This is a genomic window from Angustibacter aerolatus (assembly GCF_054776675.1).
On sequence record NZ_BAAHBM010000058.1, the window covers coordinates 1 to 21,812 of the forward strand.

At 75.3% G+C, this 21,812-nt stretch carries 19 protein-coding genes and 1 pseudogene; 14 read left to right on the forward strand and 6 right to left on the reverse strand.

From position 1 onward, the window contains the following. From murJ to ACYVI6_RS13155, 5 genes are all read left to right on the forward strand, one after another. The coding region (murJ, locus tag ACYVI6_RS13135) for a murein biosynthesis integral membrane protein MurJ (RefSeq protein ID WP_460446804.1) at positions 1-1,687 on the forward strand (1,687 nt) is incomplete at its 5' end. Beyond that, positions 1,684-2,850, forward strand: coding sequence for a glycosyltransferase family 4 protein (locus ACYVI6_RS13140; RefSeq protein WP_460446805.1), 1,167 nt, complete (start codon positions 1,684-1,686; stop codon positions 2,848-2,850). The genes murJ and ACYVI6_RS13140, both read left to right, overlap by 4 nt. After that, complete coding sequence (locus tag ACYVI6_RS13145) at positions 2,823-4,499, forward strand: CTP synthase (RefSeq protein ID WP_460446806.1); 1,677 nt, start codon at positions 2,823-2,825, stop codon at positions 4,497-4,499. Before ACYVI6_RS13140 ends, ACYVI6_RS13145 begins: the two co-directional genes overlap by 28 nt. Then, a complete protein-coding gene (locus tag ACYVI6_RS13150) occupies positions 4,496-5,152 on the forward strand; it encodes an NUDIX domain-containing protein (protein WP_460446807.1) in 657 nt (218 codons plus the stop codon). The genes ACYVI6_RS13145 and ACYVI6_RS13150 overlap by 4 nt, the downstream gene beginning before the upstream one ends. A 51-nt stretch (positions 5,153-5,203) precedes the next feature. Then, entirely contained in the window at positions 5,204-6,067 is an 864-nt protein-coding gene (locus ACYVI6_RS13155; RefSeq protein WP_460446808.1) for a hypothetical protein, read from the forward strand. 3 nt (positions 6,068-6,070) lie between these two features. Here the strand turns inward: ACYVI6_RS13155 and ACYVI6_RS13160 are convergent, their stop codons facing one another. Continuing rightward, on the reverse strand, positions 6,071-7,090 hold the full coding sequence (locus tag ACYVI6_RS13160; RefSeq protein ID WP_460446809.1) for a serine hydrolase: 1,020 nt from the start codon (positions 7,088-7,090) through the stop codon (positions 6,071-6,073). Positions 7,091-7,193: 103 nt separating this feature from the next. After that, complete coding sequence (locus ACYVI6_RS13165; protein ID WP_460446810.1) at positions 7,194-8,846, reverse strand: FAD-dependent oxidoreductase; 1,653 nt, start codon at positions 8,844-8,846, stop codon at positions 7,194-7,196. A gap of 65 nt (positions 8,847-8,911) precedes the next feature. Between ACYVI6_RS13165 and ACYVI6_RS13170 the strand changes: the two genes are divergently transcribed. After that, on the forward strand, positions 8,912-9,502 hold the full coding sequence (locus ACYVI6_RS13170) for a helix-turn-helix domain-containing protein (RefSeq protein WP_460446811.1): 591 nt from the start codon (positions 8,912-8,914) through the stop codon (positions 9,500-9,502). Here ACYVI6_RS13170 and ACYVI6_RS13175 read toward each other — a convergent pair. Further along, a complete protein-coding gene (locus ACYVI6_RS13175; RefSeq protein ID WP_460446812.1) occupies positions 9,499-11,241 on the reverse strand; it encodes an AMP-binding protein in 1,743 nt (580 codons plus the stop codon). The two genes, ACYVI6_RS13170 and ACYVI6_RS13175, sit on opposite strands and share 4 nt — an antisense overlap. Before the next feature lie 72 nt (positions 11,242-11,313). On the opposite strand from ACYVI6_RS13175, the gene ACYVI6_RS13180 reads away from it, so the two are divergent. Next, on the forward strand, positions 11,314-11,922 hold the full coding sequence (locus tag ACYVI6_RS13180; RefSeq protein ID WP_460446813.1) for a hypothetical protein: 609 nt from the start codon (positions 11,314-11,316) through the stop codon (positions 11,920-11,922). A 6-nt stretch (positions 11,923-11,928) separates the two neighbouring features. Here the strand turns inward: ACYVI6_RS13180 and ACYVI6_RS13185 are convergent, their stop codons facing one another. Together ACYVI6_RS13185 and ACYVI6_RS13190 are read right to left on the reverse strand one after the other, a co-directional pair. Then, positions 11,929-12,867 (reverse strand): carbohydrate kinase family protein, encoded by a 939-nt coding sequence (locus ACYVI6_RS13185; RefSeq protein WP_460446814.1) that lies wholly within the window; start codon positions 12,865-12,867, stop codon positions 11,929-11,931. Continuing rightward, complete coding sequence (locus ACYVI6_RS13190; RefSeq protein WP_460446821.1) at positions 12,864-13,769, reverse strand: pseudouridine-5'-phosphate glycosidase; 906 nt, start codon at positions 13,767-13,769, stop codon at positions 12,864-12,866. The genes ACYVI6_RS13185 and ACYVI6_RS13190 overlap by 4 nt, the downstream gene beginning before the upstream one ends. Before the next feature lie 111 nt (positions 13,770-13,880). On the opposite strand from ACYVI6_RS13190, the gene ACYVI6_RS13195 reads away from it, so the two are divergent. The 7 genes from ACYVI6_RS13195 (at position 13,881) to ACYVI6_RS13225 (ending at position 20,948) form a co-directional block, all read left to right on the forward strand. Then, on the forward strand, positions 13,881-14,468 hold the full coding sequence (locus ACYVI6_RS13195; RefSeq protein WP_460446815.1) for a dihydrofolate reductase family protein: 588 nt from the start codon (positions 13,881-13,883) through the stop codon (positions 14,466-14,468). Positions 14,469-14,478: 10 nt separating this feature from the next. Further along, a complete protein-coding gene (locus tag ACYVI6_RS13200) occupies positions 14,479-17,127 on the forward strand; it encodes a bifunctional acetate--CoA ligase family protein/GNAT family N-acetyltransferase (RefSeq protein ID WP_460446816.1) in 2,649 nt (882 codons plus the stop codon). A gap of 76 nt (positions 17,128-17,203) precedes the next feature. Further along, a complete protein-coding gene (locus tag ACYVI6_RS13205) occupies positions 17,204-17,881 on the forward strand; it encodes a DUF5998 family protein (RefSeq protein ID WP_284290957.1) in 678 nt (225 codons plus the stop codon). Between the two features lie 11 nt (positions 17,882-17,892). Further along, positions 17,893-19,149, forward strand: coding sequence for an alkaline phosphatase family protein (locus ACYVI6_RS13210; RefSeq protein ID WP_460446817.1), 1,257 nt, complete (start codon positions 17,893-17,895; stop codon positions 19,147-19,149). Between the two features lies 1 nt (position 19,150). Further along, positions 19,151-19,864, forward strand: a complete 714-nt coding sequence (locus tag ACYVI6_RS13215; RefSeq protein WP_460446818.1) for a thymidine kinase — start codon at positions 19,151-19,153, stop codon at positions 19,862-19,864. 32 nt (positions 19,865-19,896) lie between these two features. Continuing rightward, the gene (gene def, locus ACYVI6_RS13220) at positions 19,897-20,424 is read left to right on the forward strand and encodes a peptide deformylase (RefSeq protein ID WP_460446819.1); all 528 of its coding nucleotides are present in this window, start codon (positions 19,897-19,899) and stop codon (positions 20,422-20,424) included. Then, positions 20,421-20,948, forward strand: a complete 528-nt coding sequence (locus ACYVI6_RS13225) for a GNAT family N-acetyltransferase (protein WP_460446820.1) — start codon at positions 20,421-20,423, stop codon at positions 20,946-20,948. The genes def and ACYVI6_RS13225 overlap by 4 nt, the downstream gene beginning before the upstream one ends. 302 nt (positions 20,949-21,250) lie before the next feature. On the opposite strand, the pseudogene ACYVI6_RS13230 reads toward ACYVI6_RS13225, so the two are convergent. Further along, positions 21,251-21,812, reverse strand: a pseudogene (locus ACYVI6_RS13230) (hypothetical protein); the annotation flags it as partial.

Below are 21,812 nucleotides of genomic sequence, written 5' to 3' on the forward strand. Positions count from 1 at the left end.
GGCCGTCGGCCGCGCACGTGACCCGCGGGCCGGGCGGCGCGTCGTCGTGAGCCGGCTGGGTCGCGGCGGCGTCGCCGGGCTGGCCGGTGCCGCCACGCTCGTCGCCGCGCTCACGCTGCTCTCCCGCGTGGTGGGCGTCGGGCGCTGGGGGGTGCAGGCCGCCACCGTCGGCAACCAGTGCGTCGGGTCGGCCTACGCGGCGGCGAACGCGGTGCCCAACGTGCTCTACGAGGTGGTCGCCGGCGGCGCGCTGGCCGGCGCGGTGGTGCCGCTGCTGGCGGGAGCGATCGGCCGCGGCGACCGCGAGCAGGTGTCGCGCACGGCGTCCGCGCTGCTCGGCTGGGCGCTTGCCGTGCTCGTGCCGGTCGCGGTGCTGCTGGCCGCGCTGAGCGGTCCGCTCTCGCGGGCCCTGGTGCCGGCGGGCTGCGAGGCGGCGCGCGGGGCGACGTCCCTGCTGCTGCTGACGTTCGCCCCGCAGGTGCTGCTCTACGGCGTCTCGGTGGTGCTGACCGGCGTGCTGCAGGCGCACCACCGCTTCACCTGGCCCGCGCTCGCGCCGCTGCTGTCGAGCGCCGTGGTGGTCGCCGTCTACGTGCTCTACGCGGTGGTGTCCGGCAGCACCGCGCGGCACCCCGACGGCTGGCTGCCCGGCGACGGCGCACTGCTGCTGCTGGGTCTCGGGACGACGCTGGGCGTGGTCGCGCTGAGCCTCCCGCTGCTCGTGCCGGCCTCGCGGGCAGGGGTGCGGCTGCGGCCGACGCTGCGCTTCGACGACGGGGTCGGACGCCGGGCGCTGGGCCTGGCCGGCGCCGGGCTGGCCGGGCTGGTGGCGCAGCAGCTGGTGGTGGCCCTGACGCTGTGGCTGACCCGGCGGTGGGGCGGCACCGGCGCGTTCAACGCCTACCAGTACGCGCAGGCCGTGTACCTGCTGCCGTACGCCGTGCTCGCGGTGCCGCTGGCCACGGCGGCGTTCCCGCGGCTGGCCGACCGGCACGCCGCCGGCGACGTCGACGGCTACCGCTCGGTGCTCACCCGGTCGACGCGGGTGGTGCTGGTCGCCGGCTGCACCGGTGCGGCCGTGCTGGTGGCGGTGGCCCCGGCGGTCGGCACGTTCTTCTCGGCGATCTCCGCGGGCGGTGCCGGCCCGGCGCTGTCGGCGCTGCCGGTGGCCCTGACGGCGTTCGCGCCCGGCCTGCTCGGCTTCGCGCTGATCGCGCACCTGGGGCGGGCGCTGTTCGCCGCCGGCGCAGCCCGCTGGGCGGCCCGTTCCACCGTGGCCGGCTGGCTGCTCGCCGCCGTGCTGTCGGTCGCGCTGGTGCCCGCGCTGGCCGGCAGCGGGTCGGGCAGCCGGGGCACCCTGCTCGGGCTCGGCCTGGCCAGCAGCGCCGGCATGACGCTGGCCGGCGGACTGCTGCTGCTCGGTGCCGCGCGCACGACGGTCGCCGGGCGGCCGGTGCGGCTGCCCGGGGTGCCGCGCGTCGCACTGGTCGCGGTGCTGAACGCCCTGGTGGCGGCGGCGGTCGGCCGGTTCGTCGCCGACGCGGTCGGGGGGCCGGGCGTCGGCCGGTCGCTGCTGGCGGCGGTGCTCGCTGCCGCCTGCTGCCTCCTGGTGCTGGGGGCCGGGCTGCTGGTCGCCGACCGGCCCGACGTCGACGCGGTGCTGCGACGGGGCAGGATGGTCCCGTGACCGAGCGACCACTGCGCGTGCTGCTGGTGCTCGGCACGAGCGGCGGCGGGGTGGGCCGCCACGTGGCCGCGCTCGCCGCGTCGCTCGTCGAGGCCGGTCACGCCGTCGTGGTGGCCGGGCCGCCCGACACCGAGACCGACTTCGACTTCACCGCCTCGGGCGCCGCGTTCGAGCCCGTCGAGGTGCACGACCGGCCGCACCCGCGGGCCGACGCGCGGGCGGTCGGCGTGCTCGGCCGGCTCGCGGACGACGCCGACGTCGTGCACGCGCACGGGCTGCGGGCCGGTGGCCTGTCGGTGCTCGCGCTGCGCCGCCGCGACGTGCCGCTCGTCGTCACGCTGCACAACGCCCTGCTGGCGCACGGCATCGCGGGCAGCCCGGTGCGCGCCGCCACCGCCGTGCTCGAGCGGCTGGTGGCCCGCGGGGCCGACGTCGCGCTCGGCGTCTCGGGCGACCTCGAGCAGCGGCTGCGCGACCTGGGTGCTGCTGACGTCGGGCACGCCGTGGTGCCGGCCCCACGCGCACTGCGTCCTGTGTCGACACCGGAGGCCACCCGGTCCGGGCTCGGTCTCGACGGCGAGCAGGTCGTGCTCTGCGTCGCACGTCTCGCGGAGCAGAAGGGGCTGCCGCTGCTGCTCGACGCGGTCGCGCGGGTCGAGGCCGCCGACGGCGCGTTCACCGTGCTGGTCGCCGGCGACGGGCCGCTGCGCGAGCGGCTGCAGGCGCGGGTCGACGCCGAGGCGCTGCCGGTGCGGTTGCTCGGGTGGCGCGACGACGTCGCGGACCTGCTCACGGTGGCCGACGTCGTGGTCTCGTCCGCCGTCTGGGAGGGCCAGCCGATCGCCGTCCAGCAGGCGCTGCAGGCCGGCTGCCCGGTCGTCGCGACGGACGTCGGGGGCACCGCGGAGGTGACCGGCGACGCCGCCGAGCTGGTGCCGGCCGGCGACCCCGAGGCGCTCGCCGAGGTGCTCGCGCGCCTGCTCCGGGACCCCGCGGCACGGGCCGAGCTGGGGGAGCGGGCGGCCCGTCGCGCCGCCGAGCTGCCCGACGACGCGGCCGCCCGCGACGCCGCCGTCGAGGTCTACCGGCACGTCGTGTCCCGCGAGGGCCCCGCGACCGCGTACTCTCGAACTCCGTGGCGCAGACGAAACACATCTTCGTAACCGGGGGCGTCGCCTCCTCGCTCGGCAAGGGGCTCACCGCCTCCAGCCTCGGACTCCTGCTCCGCTCGCGCGGCCTGCGCGTGACGATGCAGAAGCTCGACCCCTACCTGAACGTCGACCCCGGCACGATGAACCCGTTCCAGCACGGCGAGGTCTTCGTGACCGACGACGGGGCCGAGACCGACCTCGACATCGGCCACTACGAGCGCTTCCTCGACGCGCCCCTCGACGCCGCCGCCAACGTGACGACCGGGCAGATCTACAGCGAGGTCATCGCCAAGGAGCGGCGCGGCGAGTACCTGGGCGACACCGTGCAGGTCATCCCGCACATCACGAACGAGATCAAGCGCCGCATGCGCGCCCAGGCGTCGGACGACGTCGACGTGATCATCACCGAGATCGGCGGCACGGTCGGTGACATCGAGTCGCTGCCGTTCCTCGAGGCCGCCCGACAGGTGCGCCACGACGTAGGCCGCGACAACGTGTTCTTCCTGCACGTGTCGCTGGTGCCGTACCTCGCGCCGTCCGGCGAGCTGAAGACGAAGCCGACGCAGCACTCGGTGGCCGCGCTGCGCCAGGTCGGCATCCAGCCCGACGCGCTGGTGGTGCGCAGCGACCGCCCGGTGCCGCCGGAGATGAAGCGCAAGATCGCGATGAGCTGCGACGTCGACCGCGAGGCCGTGGCGAACGCCGTCGACGCGCCGTCCATCTACGACATCCCGAAGGTGCTGCACCGCGAAGGCCTCGACGCGTACGTCGTCCGGCGGCTCGGCCTGGCCTTCCGCGACGTCGACTGGACGCAGTGGGACGAGCTGCTGCGCCGCGTGCACGAGCCCGAGCACCAGGTCGAGGTCGCGCTCGTCGGCAAGTACATCGACCTGCCCGACGCCTACCTGTCGGTCACCGAGGCGCTGCGCGCCGGCGGGTTCAGCCAGGACGCGCGGGTGCGGCTGCGCTGGGTCGCCAGCGACGAGTGCCAGACGCCCGAGGGTGCCCAGCGCGCGCTCGCCGGTGTCGACGCCGTCTGCGTGCCCGGCGGGTTCGGCGTCCGCGGCATCGAGGGCAAGCTCGGCGCGCTGCGCTGGTCGCGCGAGCACCAGGTGCCGACGCTCGGCCTGTGCCTCGGCCTGCAGTGCATGGTCATCGAGTACGCGCGCGACGTCGCCGGGCTGGCCGGCGCGTCGTCGACCGAGTTCGACCACGACGCGCCGCACCCGGTGATCGCCACGATGGAGGAGCAGAAGGCGATCGTGTCGGGCGAGGGCGACCTCGGCGGCACCATGCGGCTCGGCCTGTACCCGGCGGCGCTCGCCCCGGGCTCCGTGGTCGCCGAGGCCTACGGCAGCGAGCTGGTCGACGAGCGGCACCGGCACCGCTACGAGGTCAACAACGCCTACCGCGAGCAGCTCGAGGAGGCCGGCCTGGTGTTCTCGGGCACCTCGCCGGACGGCGGGCTCGTCGAGTTCGTCGAGCTGCCGCGCGAGGTGCACCCGTACTACGTGTCGACCCAGGCGCACCCGGAGTTCCGCTCGCGGCCGGGGCGCGCGCACCCGCTGTTCGCCGGGCTGGTCGCCGCTGCCGTCGACGCCCAGCGCGCGGCCCGGTTGATCGAGGTCGAGCGCCGGCACGAGGTCGCGGCCACCGCATGAGCGACCTGCCGCTGGAGGACACCATCGGCTCGCTGCCGGTGCTCGGCTCGACGGTCTCGTTCCACGGGCGGGTGTGGGACGTGCGCACCGACGAGGTCGACCTCGGCGAGGCCGGCGTGGTCACCCGCGACTACGTCGACCACACCGGTGCGGTCGGCGTGCTCGCCCTCGACGACCACGACCGCGTGGCGCTGGTGCACCAGTACCGGCACCCCGTGGGGATGCGGATGTGGGAGATCCCGGCCGGCCTGCTCGACGTCGACGGCGAGGCGCCGCACCTGGCCGCCGCCCGCGAGCTGGGGGAGGAGGCCGACCTGCGCGCCGCCACCTGGCACACGCTGATCGACTGGGTGATGTCGCCCGGCGGCACCTCCGAGGCGTTCCGCTGCTACCTGGCCCGCGACCTGTCGCCGGTGCCGGACGACGAGCGGCACGAGCGCGAGTCGGAGGAGCTCGGCATGCCGACGCAGTGGTTCGACCTCGACGAGCTGCACGCCGCCGTCCTCACCGGGAAGCTGCACAGCCCCTCGCTCGTCGTCGGCGTGCTCACCGCGCACGCGGCCCGCGCCGCCGGCTGGACGACGCTGCGCCCGGCCGACGAGCCCTGGCCCGAGCACCCGAAGCTCAGGACGCCGGACCGTTCTGCCGACTAGGGTCTGGACGCCGGCCGACGATGGCCGGTCTCAGGACCCGGGGGGACCCACGTGCGCCGTGCCGTCGCGCTGCTCGCACTCGCTCTGACCACCGCCACCACGACCGGGCTCGGCGCCGCGCCCGCACTGGCCGACCCGGCGCCTGCTGCGCCCGACCTCGGGGTCCGCGTCTCGGCGGGCACCGAGGACGCCGGCCGGGGGACGTGGAGCATCGCCGTGTCGCCCGTGACCGCCGTCGCGACCGCCGTGCCGTCGAAGCTGGTCGTCACCGTCGACCAGGGGTTGACCGTGCGCACGCTGGGGAAGGCGCCGAAGGGCTGCGTCGTGGCCGGCCGCGGGCTGACGTGCGACTCGTCCGCCGTCACGACCCGTGGCGACCTGTTCTTCAGCGTCAAGGTCGCGCACCTGACAAACGTCGCCCGCGGGTCGAAGGTGCGGGTGACCGCGCGCGTGACCACCACGGGCGACACGAACGCGGCGAACGACACCAGCAGCCAGGCGGTGAAGAGCCGCGGCCACGGCAACGTGTCGATCGCCGTCAGCGGCCCCAAGAGCGTGCGCACCGGCTCGACGTTCACGCTGAGGTACAAGTTGACCAACCACACCGGTGTGCCGGTGCACCTGCACGTGGGCAACAGCTACCTCTGGTACGACATCGACACCGTCAAGGGCGACAAGGTCGTGGCCATGCCGAAGGGCTGCCACGCCGAGAGCCCGTCCTGGTACTGCTACGACGTCAAGGTCAAGGCGCACTCCTCGCGCACGCTCGTGTTCAAGGCGAAGCTGGGCACCAAGCACGTCGGGCACACCGTGAAGCTGAAGACGTCGGTCGCCGTCCGCTACGACGACCCGTTCGACACCAAGGCGTCCGACGACCGCGTCACCAAGAAGCTGAAGGTGCTGAAGAAGCGCTGACGCTCATCGCGGGTCGAGCACGGGGGAGCAGGCGCGCTGACCGCTGAGCGGTGACGGGTTGCCGCCCGAGACCTTGCGGACGTCCTTCCACCGCGTGGTGTGCAGCTTCGCGGCGACGTCGCGCCAGCTCTGCCCGGCCCGGGTCGTGGTGCAGCGCGAGCGGGTGACGACGCGCTCCTTCGCCGGCTCGCCGGTGAGCGTGCGGGCGACCTGACGGCTGACGGTCTCGACCAGCGTGATGCCCCGCACCTGCGTGCTGTTCCCGTCGGTCAGCACGCTGATCGCATAGCCCTCGCCGGTCGCGTTCTCGCGCACGAACCCCGTCGAACCGACGCGCCAGCCCGCACCGCGCATCGGGTAGAAACCGTTCTTCAGCGCGGCGTTCCAGCCGAGCGGCACGCCTGCGGTGATGCCCCAGCGCTGGGTCGGCGTGACCCCGCGCATGAACCGCCAGGCGGTCGCGCGCGCCGGTGCCTCCAGCGGCCCGCCGCCCTGCAGCAGGTGCAGCGACACGAGCGTGCGATCCCTCGCCGTCGTCACCGTCGCCCCGTAGGCCGCCCGCTCGGTGGTGTGCGTCGCGCCCATCCGGACGTCGAAGCGGTGCATGCCCGCCGTGCCGCCCACCCGCCCGAGCAGGTCGGACACGGACGGGTTGTTGTACGACCAGGTGATCATCGGGTGCACCCGAGCGCGCTCCCAGGCCGTCAGCCCGCGCCCCCGGTCCTGCGCCCGCAGCAGCACCGCCCCCATGACCCCGGCCTTGATCACCGACGCCGTGGTGATCCGCATCGAGCCGTGCAACGAGTACCAGCAGCCGGTGCGCGTGTCGTGCACCGACGCCGTCACCCGCTGCCCCGGGAACCGCTTCGTCAGGTCGGCCCGGAAGGCAGCGGTGAACGGCGTCCGGCAGGCCGCGACCACCTGCCCCGCTTCCGGCACCGCCGCCTGCGCGCTCGGTGCCGACCCGCTCACCAGCAGCCCCGCCGTCAGCCCCGCGGTCACCAGCACCCGTCGTCCGCGCACGTGCCCCACCTCCGCGCTCGACGGTAGCGCCGGGTGCGCCCGCGGGAGCGCGATCGTGGCAACGACCTCTGCCGGAGCGGAGGCCGTTGCCACGGTGCGGGCGTCAGATCCGGCGTCGGGCGCGCAGCACGGCGTCGTGGGCGACGATCGCGCGGCCGTCGGGGCCGGTGACGACGCGACCGGCGGCCTCGGCGACCTCGACGCTCCACCGCTCGGCGTCGAGGCCGTCGGCGACCTCGCCGGCGGTGAACATCATCTCGAGCATGGCGTGGCGGGGGCCGGGGGTGCGCAGGCCGGTCTGCAGATCGAGCGGGTGGTGTCCGACGACGAGCAGCGTGCCGCCGGGGCGGACGGCGTCGGCGAGGCGGTCGAAGAGCGGGCCGCGCACGGCGGGTGCCTGGTGCATGAACTGCGACGACACCAGGTCGAAGGCCGCGGACGGCGGGGTCCAGGTGCGCACGTCGGCCTGCACCCAGGTGATGCGATCGGCGACGCCGGCGGCCTCGGCGTGCGCGCGGGCGCGGGCGATGCCGGCTGCCGAGAAGTCGAGGGCGGTCACGTGCCAGCCGCGCTGCGCGAGCCAGATGGTGTCGGCGCCCTCGCCGCACCCGACGTCGAGCGCGGTGCCCGGCACGAGGTCGGCGGCGTGCTGCGCGAGCCGCGGGTTCACCCGGCCGCTCCACACCGCCTCGTCGGCGCCGTAGCGCTCCTCCCACCAGGGCTGCTCGAACATCTCCGCGACGTCGACCTCACCGTGCCCGCCACCGTGCTGGTGGCCGTGCCCGGCTCGTCGCTCCTCGACGGCGTGGGCGACGTCGGCCTCGATGAGGTCGGCGTTCACCGCAGCGGCCACCATCAGCCCCTGGGCGGCCGCGCCCACGACCTGTGCCATCGGTTCGGTGACGTTGCCCGCCACGTAGACGCCGCGCACCGCGGTCTGCCCCATCGGGTCGGCCTCGATGCGGGTGCCCATGCGGACGCCGCGCACCTCCAGCTCGACCGGGTGCACGCCCAGCGACTCGAGCACGCCCGCCCGCGGGTGCACCGGGGCGCCGACGACGACGGCCCTCCGGGTCACGACGTCACCGTCGGCCAGGCGGATGCCGGTGATCGCGTCGTCCTCCACCCGCAGGCCGGTCACCTCGCCGCGGACCACGGCGACGCCGCGCGCGGCCAGCTGCTCGAGCTGCTCGTCGGTCGGCTCGTCGGAGGTGTGCACGAACAGCACGACGTCCTCGCACCACTGCCGCCACATGAGCGCCTGGTGCACCGACATGACGGTGGTGCCGATGACGCCGACGGGCTCGTCGCGCACCTCGTACCCGTGGCAGTAGGGGCAGTGCACGACGTCGCGTCCCCAGCGCTCGCGCAGGCCCGGCACGTCGGGCAGCTCGTCGACGAGACCCGTCGCCACGACGAGGCGGCGAGCGATCACGGGTGCGCGGCCGTCGGTGGCGATGGCAAACGACGGGCCAGAACCGTTGTCGGACAGCTGCTCCGCACCGGTGACGTCGCCGAGCACCACCTCGCCGCCGTAGCGGGTGACCTCGTCGCGGCCGAGCGCCACGAGCTCGCGCGGCGAGACGCCTTCGCGGGTGAGGAAGTTGTGCACCCCGGCTGCGGGGGCGTTGCGGGGCTGCCCGCCGTCGACCACCAGCACCCGGCGCCGCGCCCGCGACAGCGCCACCGCGGCGCTCAGCCCGGCCGCCCCGCCACCGACCACCACGACGTCGAACTGCTCTGCGTCTCTGCTCATGCCTGCAGTCTCGGCACCTCCCACTCGTTTGACAAACATCCTTGCTGAACTGGCAAACTGCAACGGTGGACGACGAGACCGACGAGGTGCTGACCGGGGTGGGCGCGCGCCTGCGCGCGCTGCGCCAGCAGCGCAACGGCACGCTCACCCAGCTGTCGGAGACGACCGGCATCTCGGTGAGCACCCTGTCACGACTGGAGTCGGGGCAGCGCAAGCCGACGCTCGAGCTGCTGCTGCCGCTGTCACGCGCCTACCGGGTGCCGCTCGACGAGCTGGTCGGCGCGCCCGAGGTGGGGGATCCACGGGTGCACGGCACGCCGGTGAAGCGCAACGGCACCACCTTCGTGCCGCTGAGCCGCCAACCCGGTGGGCTGCAGGCGTTCAAGATGCTGATACCCGACAGCAAGCGACCGCAGCGATCGGCCATGGGCGTGCACGAGGGCTACGAGTGGGTGTACGTGCTGAGCGGCCGGTTGCGGCTGCTGCTCGGCGAGCACGACCTGGTGCTCGAGAGCGGCGAGGTCGCCGAGTTCGACACCCGCACCCCGCACTCGATCGGCAGCGCGGGCGGCCCGGTCGAGGTGCTCGCGCTCTTCGGGCCGCAGGGCGAGCGCATGCACGTGCGGGCCGCGCCCCGTCGCGCGGCTGCCGGCTAGCGGGGCAGGTCCGACTCCCAGAACTCGAGCGGGCTGACGCGCAGGGCGTCGTCGTCGCCAATGCCGCGCAGCTGCTGCTCACGACCGCGCAGCTCGACGCGGCGGATCTTGCCGCTCACGGTCTTGGGCAGGTCGGCGAACTCGATGCGACGGATCCGCTTGTACGGCGCCAGGTGCTCCCGGCAGTGGGCCAGGATCGAGGCGGCCGTCTCGGCGGTGGGCTCGTGGCCGGCCGCCAGCACGACGTACGCCTTCGGGACGGCGAGCCGGGTGGCGTCGGGGGAGGGGACCACCGCGGCCTCGGCCACGGCCGGGTGCTCGATGAGCACGCTCTCCAGCTCGAACGGGCTGATCCGGTAGTCCGACGCCTTGAACACGTCGTCGGCGCGCCCCACGTAGGTGATGTAGCCGTCGGCGTCCCGGCTGGCGACGTCACCGGTGTGGTAGACGCCGTCGCGCACGACCTCCTCGGTCAGCTCGCGGTCGCCGTGGTACCCGACCATGAGCCCGACCGGCCGACCCGAGGGCCCCTGCAGCGGCAGGCAGATCTCGCCCTCGTCACCCGCCTGCCCGGTGGCGGGGTCGACCAGCACGACGTCGTACCCCGGCAGCGGCAGGCCCATCGAGCCGGGCTTGACCAGGCCGTACGGCGGGTTGCCCACCTGCGCCGTGGTCTCGGTCTGGCCGTAGCCGTCGCGCACCGTCAGCCCCCAGGCGCGGCGCACCTGCTCGATGACCTCCGGATTCAGCGGCTCGCCGGCACCGACCACCTCGCGCAGCGCCAGCCGCTCGCGGTAGGCGGCCAGGTCGGTCTGCACGAGCATCCGCCACACCGTCGGCGGCGCGCAGAACGTCGTCGCACCCTCGGCGACCACCGCCTCCAGCAGCGGCTCGGCCGCGAACCGCTGCTGGTTCACCACCAGCACCGTCGCCTCGGCGTTCCACGGCGCGAACACGTTGCTCCACGCGTGCTTCGCCCAGCCCGGCGAGCCGATGTTCACGTGCACGTCGCCCGGCTGCAGGCCGATCCAGAACATCGTCGACAGGTGCCCGACCGGGTACGACGCGTGGGTGTGCTCGACGAGCTTCGGCCGCGACGTGGTGCCGGAGGTGAAGTAGAGCAGCAGCGACTCGGACGCGCGGGTCGCGACCTCGGGCTCGAACGCGCCGAGGTGCTCGCGGCTGGCGTCGAACGACAGCCAGCCCTCGACGTCCGGCCCGACGGCGATGCGCGTCCACGACCCGTCCACGTCGTCGAACTTCGCGGTGTCGGTGCTGCCGGCCACGACGTGCGAGACGTGACCGCGGTGCACCCGGTCGCGCACGTCGGACGACGACAGCAGGCTGGTCGCCGGGATGACGACGGCGCCGAGCTTCGTGCAGGCCAGCAGCGTCTCCCACAGCTCGACCTGGTTGCCCAACATCATGAGCACCCGGTCGCCGCGGTGGACGCCGTGCGCGCGCAGCCAGTCGGCGAGCTGGCTCGACCGGGCAGCCATCTCGGCGAAGGTCACCGACAGCCGCGACCCGTCGTCCTCGACGATGCGCAGGCAGTCGCGCTCGGCGGTGCCGGGCGTCGCGGCGATCGCGTCGAACCAGTCGAAGCCCCAGTTGAAGTGCTCGAGCGCCGGCGGCACGAACTCGCGCAGCGCCTGCGCCGGGTCGTCACGCAGCCGCAGCAGCAGGTCGCGGGCGTCGCGGAACGTCTCGTACGAGCTGTCGTGCTCGGCCAGGATCATGTGCCGACCCTGACACCGGCCGCAGGGCGGGTCAACGACCACGCGGCGTCGTCGCGCGGGTACCGTCTGCTCATGCGCGCACGCTGGACGACGATCGCGGCGTTCGGCCTCGTGCTGACCGCCGGCTCGCTCACCGCCTGCTCCGACGACCCGGTCGTCACCAGCGAGGCGCCGCAGAGCCAGACGCTCACCACCGCGCCGGCGACGCCGTCCGAGACGCCCACGCCGTCCGACACGGTGACCAGCGAGGCGCCCACGACGACCCCGAGCAGCAGCACGGTCACCGAGACCGCGACGGCCACGGCCACGGCGACCGCGACCGCCACCGCGCCCCCCACGGCGAAACCGACGGGTTCGGGGTGGCCCGAGGCGCTCGGCGAGCCGCAGCAGGGCGACCCCGTCTGGGCGGTGTACCTCGCGGTCGACCACGCGACCGACTCCAAGAAGCTCGAGAAGGCGGTCGCCCGCGCCGCGACGGTCGGGTACACCGCCGTCGTCGGCGACCTCGCGTGCGACCAGGACGCGACGAAGGCGCTGAAGCTCGACGAGTTCGACTACTGGGCGGCCGCCGCGCTCTACTTCGGCAGCGGCGCCGACGCGAGGGCCTTCGCCACCCGCTACGCCGCCGAGGTGAGCAAGCCGGTCGGCACCGTGAAGGTCAACGTCGGCTGCCTCGACTGAGCCGCGTCAGGGACGGGTGCTGACCCGCGTCGTCACGAGCGCCGCGACCTCGCAGGCCCGGGACAGCGCGTCGCGGGCCTCCTGCTCGCTGACGGCGACCACGTCGCCGGCGCCCTCGTTCGCGAAGAGGGTGGCCAGCAGCGCCGCGACGAAGGCGTCGCCCGCGCCGGTGGTGTCGACGACCGGACCCGGCGGCGGGCAGGCCGGCACGTGCACGGTGGCGTTGTCGGACGCGCGGATCCAGCGGGCTCCCTGCGCACCGAGCTTCAGCACCACGTGCTGGTAGCCCTGCGTCAGGCGGGCGGCGGCGACCTCGGGCACGTCGGTGTCGACCAGCACCTCGGCCTCGGCCATCGTGCACACGAGCAGCTCGGCCCCGGCCGTCATCCGCAGGAACGCCTCTGCGCCGACGGCTTCGAGCGGTGCCGCACTGGCGGCGTCGACCGACACCGGCACCGCCGCCGCGTGCGCTGCGGCCACGGCGGCGAGCCCGGCGTCGCGCGAGCCGGGGTTCAGCAGCGTGTACCCCGACACGTGCAGGTGGTGACCGATGTCATCCGGCAACTCCGGCAGGTGCTCAGCGCGCAGTGCCGAGTTGGCCCCGGCGTCCGGCAGCATCGTCCGCTCGCCGTCCGCGCCGACGAGCACCACGCAGGTGCCGGTGGGGGCGCTCGGGTCGAGCCCCAGGTACCGGACGTCGACGCCGCCCTGCCGCAGCACGTCCGCCGCCTCCCGCCCGAACGGGTCGTCGCCCACCCGGCCCACCAGCGTCGTCCGCACCCCGAGCGCCGCGAGCCACGCCGCCACGTTGCCGCCGGCCCCGCCCTGCCGCGTCGACACCTGCGCCGCGGTGTCCGACCCCAGCGCCAGCGGGTCGTCGACCCGCGCGACGACGTCCGTCATCACGTCGCCGAGCACGACGGCACCCGGCGCGACCTGCGTCACCGGGAGGCGGCGTGCGCGACCGCGATGCGCGCCGCGAGGGCCGCGTTGCGCAGGATGATGCGGGTGTTGACGGTGAGGCTCTGGCCCTCGGTCTCGCGGTGGAACCTGGCCAGCAGGAACGGCGTCGCCTGCTTGCCGCTGGCGCCCTCGGCCTCGGCGGCGACGAGCGACTCGCGCAGCACCCGGTCGTGCAGGGCCGGGTCGAGCTGCTCGTCGACCGGCAGCGGGTTGGCCACGAGCAGCGCGGTGCCGTCGGTGCCGAGGGCGGCGCGGGCGCGCATGACGGCGGCGACCTCCTCGGGGGAGTCGACGCGGTGCTCGACCGGCTCGCCCGAGTCGCTGAGGTAGAAGCCGGGGAAGGAGTCGGTGCCGTAGCCGAGCAGGCCGACGCCGAGCGTCTCGAGCCGTTCGAGGGTGGCCGGCACGTCGAGGATCGACTTCACGCCCGCGCAGACGACGGTGACCGGCACGCGGGCCAGCGTGACCAGGTCGGCCGACTCGTCGTAGCTGCTCTGCGCGCCGCGGTGCACGCCTCCGAGACCGCCGGTCGCGAAGACCCCGATGCCGGTGCGGGCCGCGAGGTGCGCCGTCGAGGCGACCGTCGTGGCACCGTGCCCGCCACGTGCGACGACGACGGCGAGGTCGCGCACACCGGCCTTCACGACGTCGTCGCTGCCGGCCACGACCTCGAGCGCTGCGTCGTCGAGCCCCACCCGCACCTCGCCGTCGACGACCGCGACGGTCGCCGGCACCGCGCCCTCGGCGCGCACCGCGGCCTCGATCTCCCGCGCGATGCGCAGGTTGTCGGGCCGGGGCAGGCCGTGGCTGATGATGGTCGACTCGAGGGCCACGACGGCGCGGCCGGCGTCGAGCGCCTCCTGCACCTCGGGAGCGGTCCGGATCACCAGTGGAGACTAGGTCACCCGGCCGGGGCCGATGAGTCCGGGCGGGCGCCGGCGTCCACCCCGCGACACCACGACAGCACGCCACCGACAGCCACCAGGAGCCACCGCATGCGCCGCATCGTCACCACCCACTGGGTCAGCCTCGACGGCTTCATCAGCGGGCCGGACGACGACATGTCGTTCGTCGGTCGCACGTTCGACGAGCGGATGGGCGAGTACCAGGGGCAGATCATCGAGGGGCGCGACGTGCTGCTGCTCGGCCGCCGCACCTACGACAGCTTCGCCGGCGCCTGGCCGCAGCGCGCCGTCGCGGACGACACCGCGCCGGAGGAGCGGGCGTACGCGCAGCGGCTCGGCGCGATGCGCAAGGTCGTCGTGTCGAGCACCCTCACCGACCCCGAGTGGGAGCACACCGAGGTGTGGCCGGAGCTGACCCGCGAGCGGGTCGACGCGCTGAAGGCGGAGGACGGCGGCGACGTCCTGGTCTACGGCAGCGGCCGGCTGGTCAGCGCGCTCACCGACCTCGGCGCCGTCGACGAGTACCAGACGCTGCTGCAGCCGGTGGTGCTCGGCGGCGGCACCCGGCAGCTCGGCGGCGTCGACGGCCGCACCGACCTCGAGCTGGTGCGCGCCGAGACCTTCCCCAGCGGCGTCGTCCTGCTCGTGCACCGGCCCGAGGCGCCCGCCGCCGACTAGGCTCCGGGACGTGCAAGACAGCGCCGCCGCGCCGCCGTACCCCACGCAGTGGGAGGCGGACGTCGTGCTGCGCGACGGCGGCGTCGTGCACGTGCGGCCGATCCGGCCGGAGGACCACGACCGGGTGCAGGCCTTCCACCTGAACCAGTCGCCCGAGTCGATCTACCTGCGGTTCTTCGCCCCGCTGCCGCGGTTGTCGGAGCGCGAGCTCACCCGGTTCACCACGGTCGACCACGCCGACCGCGTCGGGCTGGTGGCCACGCTCGGCGACGACATCGTGGGCATCGGCCGCTACGACCGGGTCGGCGCGGGCACGGCGGAGGTCGCGTTCAACATCGCCGACGCCCACCAGGGGCGGGGCATCGGCTCGGTGCTGCTCGAGCACCTGGCCGCGGCCGCCCGCGAGCGCGGCATCACCCGGTTCCTCGCCGACGTGCTGCCGCAGAACCGCAAGATGGTCGCGGTGTTCAGCGAGGCGGGGTACGAGGTCAGCCACCGCTACGAGGACGGCGTCATCGCGCTGTCGTTCGACATCACCCGCTCCGAGCACGCCGACCGGGTGCGGGCCGCGCGCGAGCAGCGAGCCGAGTCGCGCAGCGTGCAGGCGCTGCTGCACCCGTCGTCCGTGGTGGTGGTCGGCGCCAGCCGCGACCCGCACTCGATCGGGCACCGGCTGCTGGCGAACCTGCTCGACGGCGGCTTCACCGGCACCCTGCACGTGGTGAACCCCGGCGCCGACGAGGTGCTGGGCGTGCCGAGCCGCGCGAGCGTGCGCGACCTGCCGCCGCCCGTCGACCTGGCCGTCGTCGCGGTGCCGGCCGACGCGGTCGACGACGTGGTGACCGACTGCGCCGCCGTCGGCGTCCGCGGGCTCGTGGTCGTCACCAGCGGCTTCGCCGAGACCGGTGACGAGGGACACCGCCGGCAGCGGCGGCTGGTGCGGCGGGCCCGCGCCCTGGGCATGCGGGTGGTCGGCCCCAACTCGTTCGGGGTGGTGAACACCGACGACGGCGTGCGCCTGAACGCCTCGCTCGCCCCGGCGCTGCCGACGCCCGGACCGCTCGGCCTGTTCAGCCAGAGCGGCGCCCTCGGCATCGCCGTGCTCGACTCGGCCACCCGCCGCGGGCTCGGGGTGTCGACGTTCGTCAGCGCCGGCAACCGCGCCGACCTGTCGGGCAACGACCTCATGCAGTACTGGGTCGACGACCCGCGCACCCGCGCCGTGGGCCTGTACCTGGAGAGCATGGGCAACCCGCGCAAGTTCAGCCGGGTGGCGACGCGGCTGGCCCGCACCAAGCCGGTGATCGTCGTGAAGAGCGGCGTGTCGTCGTTCGGGGTGCCGCCGGGGCACGCGGTGCGGGCCTCGACCCTGCCCCGCGAGGCGTTCGACGAGATGCTGCGCCAGGCCGGCGTCGTCCGCGTCGACAACATCCACCAGCTGTTCGACGTCGCACAGCTCGTGGTGCAGCAGCCGCTGCCGGCCGGCCCGCGGGTCGCCGTCGTCACCAACTCCGACGCCCTCGGGGCGCTCGCCGCGGACGCCGCGGTGAGCTGGGGCCTCGAGGTCGCGCACGGCCCGGTGGCGGTGCCGTCGGAGGCGACGGCCGCGCAGTTCCGCGAGGCGCTCGACGCGGCGTTCGCCGACCCGGACGTCGACAGCGTGGTCGCCGGGTTCATGCCGCCGCTGCTCACCCTCGACCGCGAGGTCGCCGAGTCGCTGGCGCAGGTCGCCGCCGCGCACGACAAGCCGTGCGTCGCCTCGTTCCTCGGGATGCGCGGGCTGACGCAGGCGCTGTCGTCGGCGACCCGCACGGTGCCGGCGTACCCGACGCCCGAGGACGCCGTGCGCGCGCTGGTGTCCGCCGTCCGGTACGGCGAGTGGGTGGCCCGCGACCGCGGCGGTCTGGCCCGGGCCGACGGCGTGCTGCCGGACGTCGGGCGCGAGCTGGTGCAGCGGCTGCTGCCGGACGACCCCGACGGCGTCTGGCTGGCACCGGCGCAGACCCGCGAGCTGCTGGCGGCGTACGGCATCGAGGTGTGGCCCGAGCTGGAGGTCAGCACGCCCGACGAGGCGGCCGCGGCGGGGGAGCGGTGCGGGTACCCGGTGGCGCTGAAGGCGACCGCCGAGCACCTGCGGCACCGCGCCGACCTGGGCGGGGTGCGGCTCGACATCGCCGACGAGGACGAGCTGCGCGCCGACCTCGAGGGGCTGCGCGACGTGCTGGGCGCCGAGCACAGCACGTTCACCGTGCAGGCGATGGCGCCGGCCGGCGTCCCGTGCGTGATCCGCTCGGTCGAGGACCCGCTGTTCGGACCGGTGCTCGAGTTCGGCGTCGACGGCGCGCCCACCGAGCTGCTGGGCGACGTCGCGCGCCGGATGCCGCCGCTGCGCGAGGGGGACGTCGCCGACCTGGTGCGCTCGATCGGCGCGGCCCCGCTGCTCTTCGGGCACCGCGGCGCCGAGCCGGTCGCCATCGAGGCGCTCGAGGACGTCGTCACCCGGGTCGGGCTGCTCGCCGACCAGCTGCCCGAGGTGGCCGAGCTGGTGCTCGACCCGGTGCTCGCCGCGCCGTCCGGCGTCGCGGTGCTCGGCGCGCGGGTGCGCCTGGCCCCGCCGCCCGGCCGCACCGACGACGACATCCGCCGCCTGCCCGACTGAGCCGGTCGGGCGGCGTCGTCCACAGGTGCCGGACGGTCGGGTCGGGCGGGGGCACCGGGGTGCGAGGATGTGCCTCATGCACGATGCGTCTGCCGACACCCAGCACGACCTCCCGGCGGCCCTGCGGGGCGACCTGGAGCGGGCCGGCTACTACCCCGACCTCGTGTTCGACGTGCTCGACGTCGGCGTCGGCGGCGAGCAGGTGGTGTCGCACCTGGTGCACGCCGAGACCACGTTCGACGCCGACGAGGTGCGCCGGCACGTCACCGCGATGGTGCTGACGCCCACCCGCCTGGTGGTGGCGCACGCCGACGACCACGCGCCCGACGAGCCCGAGGCGCAGTCCGGTGCCCTCGGCGCCGGCCCGGCCGTCGGTGCGGCGGGCGAGGCCACCTCGTTCGCGACCGCGGCCACCGAGGCCGTGCCGATCGCCCAGGTGCGCAGCGTCGTCGTGAACCACGTGGTGCCGACGCCCGAGACGTACCGCCGCGGGCAGGGCTCGCGCGACCTCACGCTGACCATCGGGTGGGGTGCGGTCGGCCGCATCGAGCTCGAGCCGGCCGGCTGCGGCGACCCCGACTGCGAGGCCGACCACGGCTACACCGGCACCACCACGGCCGACGACGTGTCGCTGCGGGTGTCCGCCGACGCCGACGGCGAGCAGGCCGTCACCGGCATGCTGGCCTTCGCCCGCGCGCTGTCGGCGGCCACCGCCGGCCGGGCGGACGCCGGTCAGCGGGCCGCCCGCCGCTGACGGCCGCGACCGTGACGCTGCCCCCCGCACCCGGGTACGGCCTGCCCGGCCACGCGACCCTGCCCGACCTGCTGCCCGCCGTCGCGCGCAGCCTCGACGTCGGGCTCGACGGCGGTGCGGGCCGGTACCCGGTCGCGCTCGAGCTGCCGGCGACGTCCCGGGCCTGCGTGCTGCTCGTCGACGGTCTCGGCGACCAGCTGCTGCGCGAGCGCGCCGGGCACGCGCCGTTCCTGCGCTCGCTGCTGGCGCAGTCGCCCGCGCTGCACGCCGGGTTCCCGACCACCACCGCCACCAGCATGGGCAGCCTCGGCACCGGACGGCCGTCGGGCGCGCACGGGCTCGTGGGGTACGAGGTGCTGGTGCCCGAGCGCGACGACGTGCTGAACGAGCTGTCGTGGGAGCTCGGCCGCGACGCCGCGCCCGGGTCGCCCGGGTCGCCGGGGTCGCCCGGGTCGGCCGGCGGCTCGGCGGCGCAGGCGGTGGCGCGGCGGCTCGCCGTCGACCCGCGGCGCTGGCAGCGCGAGCCGTCGGTGCTGCAGCAGGCCGCTGCGGCGGGCGTCGAGGTCGTGCGCATCGGCCCCGCCTTCTTCGACGGCTCGGGGCTCACCGAGGCGGCCCTGCGCGGTGGCCGGTTCGTCGCCGCCGACTCGCTCGACGCCCGGGTCGACGCGGCCGTGACCGCGCTGCGGTCGGCGCCGCGCGCGCTGGTCTACGTCTACTGGGGCGACGTCGACAAGGTCGGGCACGTGCGCGGGTGCGGCTCGTGGGAGTGGGGGGACGAGCTCGAGGCCGTCGACCTCGCCGTGCGCCGGCTGGTGGCGGGGATGCCGCGCGACGCGACGCTGCACGTCACGGCCGACCACGGCATGGTCGACGTGCCGCACGCCGAGCGGATCGACCTGGCCGCCGAGCCCGACCTGCTGTCCGGCGTCCGGCACCTGGGTGGGGAGGCCCGCTCGCCGCAGCTCTACCTCGAGCCCGGCACGGCGCCCGCGGTGGCGGCCACCTGGCGGCAGCGGCTCGACGGCTGGGCGGGCGGCGGCGCGAGCGTGCTGCTGCGCGACGAGGCGGTGGCGGCCGGCTGGTTCGGCGAGGTGTCGCCGCACGTGCTGCCCCGCATCGGTGACGTCGTGGTCGCCTGCGGCGAGCGCGGCGCGATCGTGCACTCCGGCGTCCAGCGCCCGCAGCTGCTCGCCCTCAAGGGGTTGCACGGCTCGTTGACCGCCCGCGAGGCGATGGTCCCGCTGCTCACCGTCACGGGGTCGTGACGTGGCCGAGCTGGTGTTCTTCTGCGGCACGATGGACTGCGGCAAGTCGACCCTCGCCCTGCAGGTGCACCACAACCACGGCGCCGCCGGACGCGCCGGGCTGGTGTTCACCCGGCACGACCGCGCCGGCGAGGCGGTGCTGTCGACGCGCCTCGGCCTCACGGCGCCCGCGCTCGAGGTGCACGACGGCCTCGACTTCTGGGACACCGTGGTCGCCCACCGCACCACCGGCGAGCGCGTCGACTACCTGATCTGCGACGAGGCCCAGTTCTACGCGCCCGAGCAGGTCGACCAGCTCGCCGCGCTGGTCGACGAGATGGCGCTCGACGTGTACGCCTTCGGCATCACCAGCGACTTCCGCACCCGGCTGTTCCCCGGGTCGCAGCGGCTCACCGAGCTCGCCGACCGCGTGCAGGTGCTGCAGGTCGAGGCGCTGTGCTGGTGCGGGGCGCGGGCCACGCACAACGCCCGCACCGCCGACGGCGTCATGGTCGTCGAGGGCGCGCAGGTCGTGGTCGGCGACACCGTCGCGCCGGGTGCCGCCGCCGAGATCGGCTACGAGGTGCTGTGCCGCCGCCACCACATGCGCCGCATGACGCGGGCCGCCGCCCACGCCACGGCCGGCACCCCCGACGTCCTGCCCCTCGACCTCAGCGAGGTCGACGCCCTCGACGTCTGCCCGGTGCCGCCGTCCGGCGAGCGACGCCCCGGCTGATCGGCCGGAGCGCGGGCACTATCCTCGATGCCGTGATCGACCCCTCCGCAGGCGCCAACGGCATCCGGCAGATCGGCGACCCGGTGCTGCGCACCAGGGCCACGCCGGTGACCGACTTCGACGACCGGCTGGGCCGGTTCGTCGACCGCATGTTCACGGCGATGCGGCACGCGAACGGCGTCGGCCTGGCGGCCAACCAGATCGGCAGCGACATGGCCGCGTTCGTCTGGGAGGTCGAGGGCGAGCGGGGCGTGGTGGTCAACCCGGTGGTCGCCGAGCTGTCGGACGACGTGCTGCTCGAGCCCGAGGGCTGCCTGTCGGTGCTCGGCCACACCTTCGACACCCCGCGCCGCTCGTTCGCCCGGGTCACCGGCCAGGACGTCGACGGCTCGCCGGTCGAGGTCGCCGGTGAGGGCCTGCTGGCCCGCTGCCTGCAGCACGAGTGCGACCACCTGATCGGCAAGCTGTACATCGACCGCCTGGTGGGCGAGCAGCGTCGCGCCGCCCGGCAGGCGGTGCTGTCGGCGCCACAGCCCGGGTCGCCGCTGTTCAGCCGGTGAGCGCGTACGCAGAGGTCGCACCCGGCGACGCGGCGGCGCTGCGCGAGCGGCTGCTCCGCATCTGGGTCGACGTGTCGAACGCCGGCGGGTCGGTCGGTTTCGTGCCGCCCGTCGGGCCGTGCGACGTGGCGCCCGTGCTCGACGCCGCGCTGGCCCGGGTCACGGCCGGCACCGACGTCCTCGGGGTGCTGCGCGACGGCGACGGTGCGACCGACGAGGTGATCGGCTTCGCGTTCGTCGTGGCCGAGTCGTCGCCGCTGCGGGCGCACTGGCGCACGGTGCTGCGCGTGATGGTGCACCCCGACCACCAGGGCGGCGGCACCGGCCGCGCCCTGATGGACGGCGTCGAGCGCACCGGCCGCCGCCTCGGCCTGGCCCAGCTGGTGCTGACCGTGCGCGACGGCAGCACGCTCGACCGCTTCTACGAGCGCTGCGGCTACCGCGTCGTCGGCCGCCACCCGCGCGCGATCCGGCTGTCGGCCACCGACGTCCGCGACGAGCTCATGCTGGTGCTCGACCTCTAGCCACTGCGCTGGAAGCCGCTCGTCCAGTCCGTCGCACCGCCCGCCCTGCCCCCTTGCAGCGCCCGGCCGTCGATCGGCGCGGCGACGTGCGAGGGGCTCGCGCACCGTGCGAGGGGCGTGCTCACCCAGGGAACGGTGCGCGAGCCGACTTCACGTGGCTCTCGTCCGGCCGCAGCCACGATCGGAAACCCGGGGTGGCGCCGAGCTTCCTGCGGCTGCGGCACCGTGCGAGGGGCGTGCTCACCCAGGGAACGGTGCGCCAGCCGACTTCACGTGGCGCGCGAACCGGCGGCCGAGGGCGGTCAGTCGCGCTTGGCGCCGAACATGATGTCGTCCCAGCTGGGCACGCTCGCCCGGCGGCCCTTGGCGCTGCGTGGTCCGCGGTGGCGGGGCGAGCCCTCGGCGGGCGGGGCGTCGGGGTGCTCGGCGGGGCGCTGCGAGACGCCCGCGGCGGTCGCGCCCTGGGCCGGGACGTCGTCCGTCGAGGGTGCGGACGCCGGGGTCTCGGCAGGTGCCTCGAGCCCGGGCACGGGCAGCGGCGGCTCCTCCGACGTGGACGGCTCGGACGACTCTGACGACCCTGACGACCCTGACGACTCCGCGGGCTCGACCGGCGCGGGGCGGAAGGCGCCGCCGGTGCGCATCTCGCCGGCGAGCGGCCAGTGGCCGGGCTTCACGCCGGTCCGCGCACCCGCCTCGGCGGGCGCGTCGGGAGCGTCGTCCGGCCGGTCGGGTGCCTCGGCGCTGGTGTCGACGACGTCGACCGGCCGCGGGTGCGCGGCGGGCGGGTCGTCCATGAGCGTGGGGTCGAGCTCGAGCGGCTCGGGACGCTGCCGGCGGCGGCGCGCGGGGTGCGTCGCGCCG

Bases quoted from the DNA above. Each gene is read 5' to 3' on its own strand.
- ACYVI6_RS13195 (WP_460446815.1), top strand. From the start codon at position 13,881: ATGCGCCGCATCGTCACCACCCACTGGGTCAGCCTCGACGGCTTCATC.
- ACYVI6_RS13150 (WP_460446807.1), top strand. From the start codon at position 4,496: ATGAGCGACCTGCCGCTGGAGGACACCATCGGCTCGCTGCCGGTGCTC.
- ACYVI6_RS13165 (WP_460446810.1), bottom strand. From the start codon at position 8,846: ATGAGCAGAGACGCAGAGCAGTTCGACGTCGTGGTGGTCGGTGGCGGG.
- ACYVI6_RS13175 (WP_460446812.1), bottom strand. From the start codon at position 11,241: ATGATCCTGGCCGAGCACGACAGCTCGTACGAGACGTTCCGCGACGCC.
- ACYVI6_RS13180 (WP_460446813.1), top strand. From the start codon at position 11,314: ATGCGCGCACGCTGGACGACGATCGCGGCGTTCGGCCTCGTGCTGACC.
- ACYVI6_RS13205 (WP_284290957.1), top strand. From the start codon at position 17,204: ATGCACGATGCGTCTGCCGACACCCAGCACGACCTCCCGGCGGCCCTG.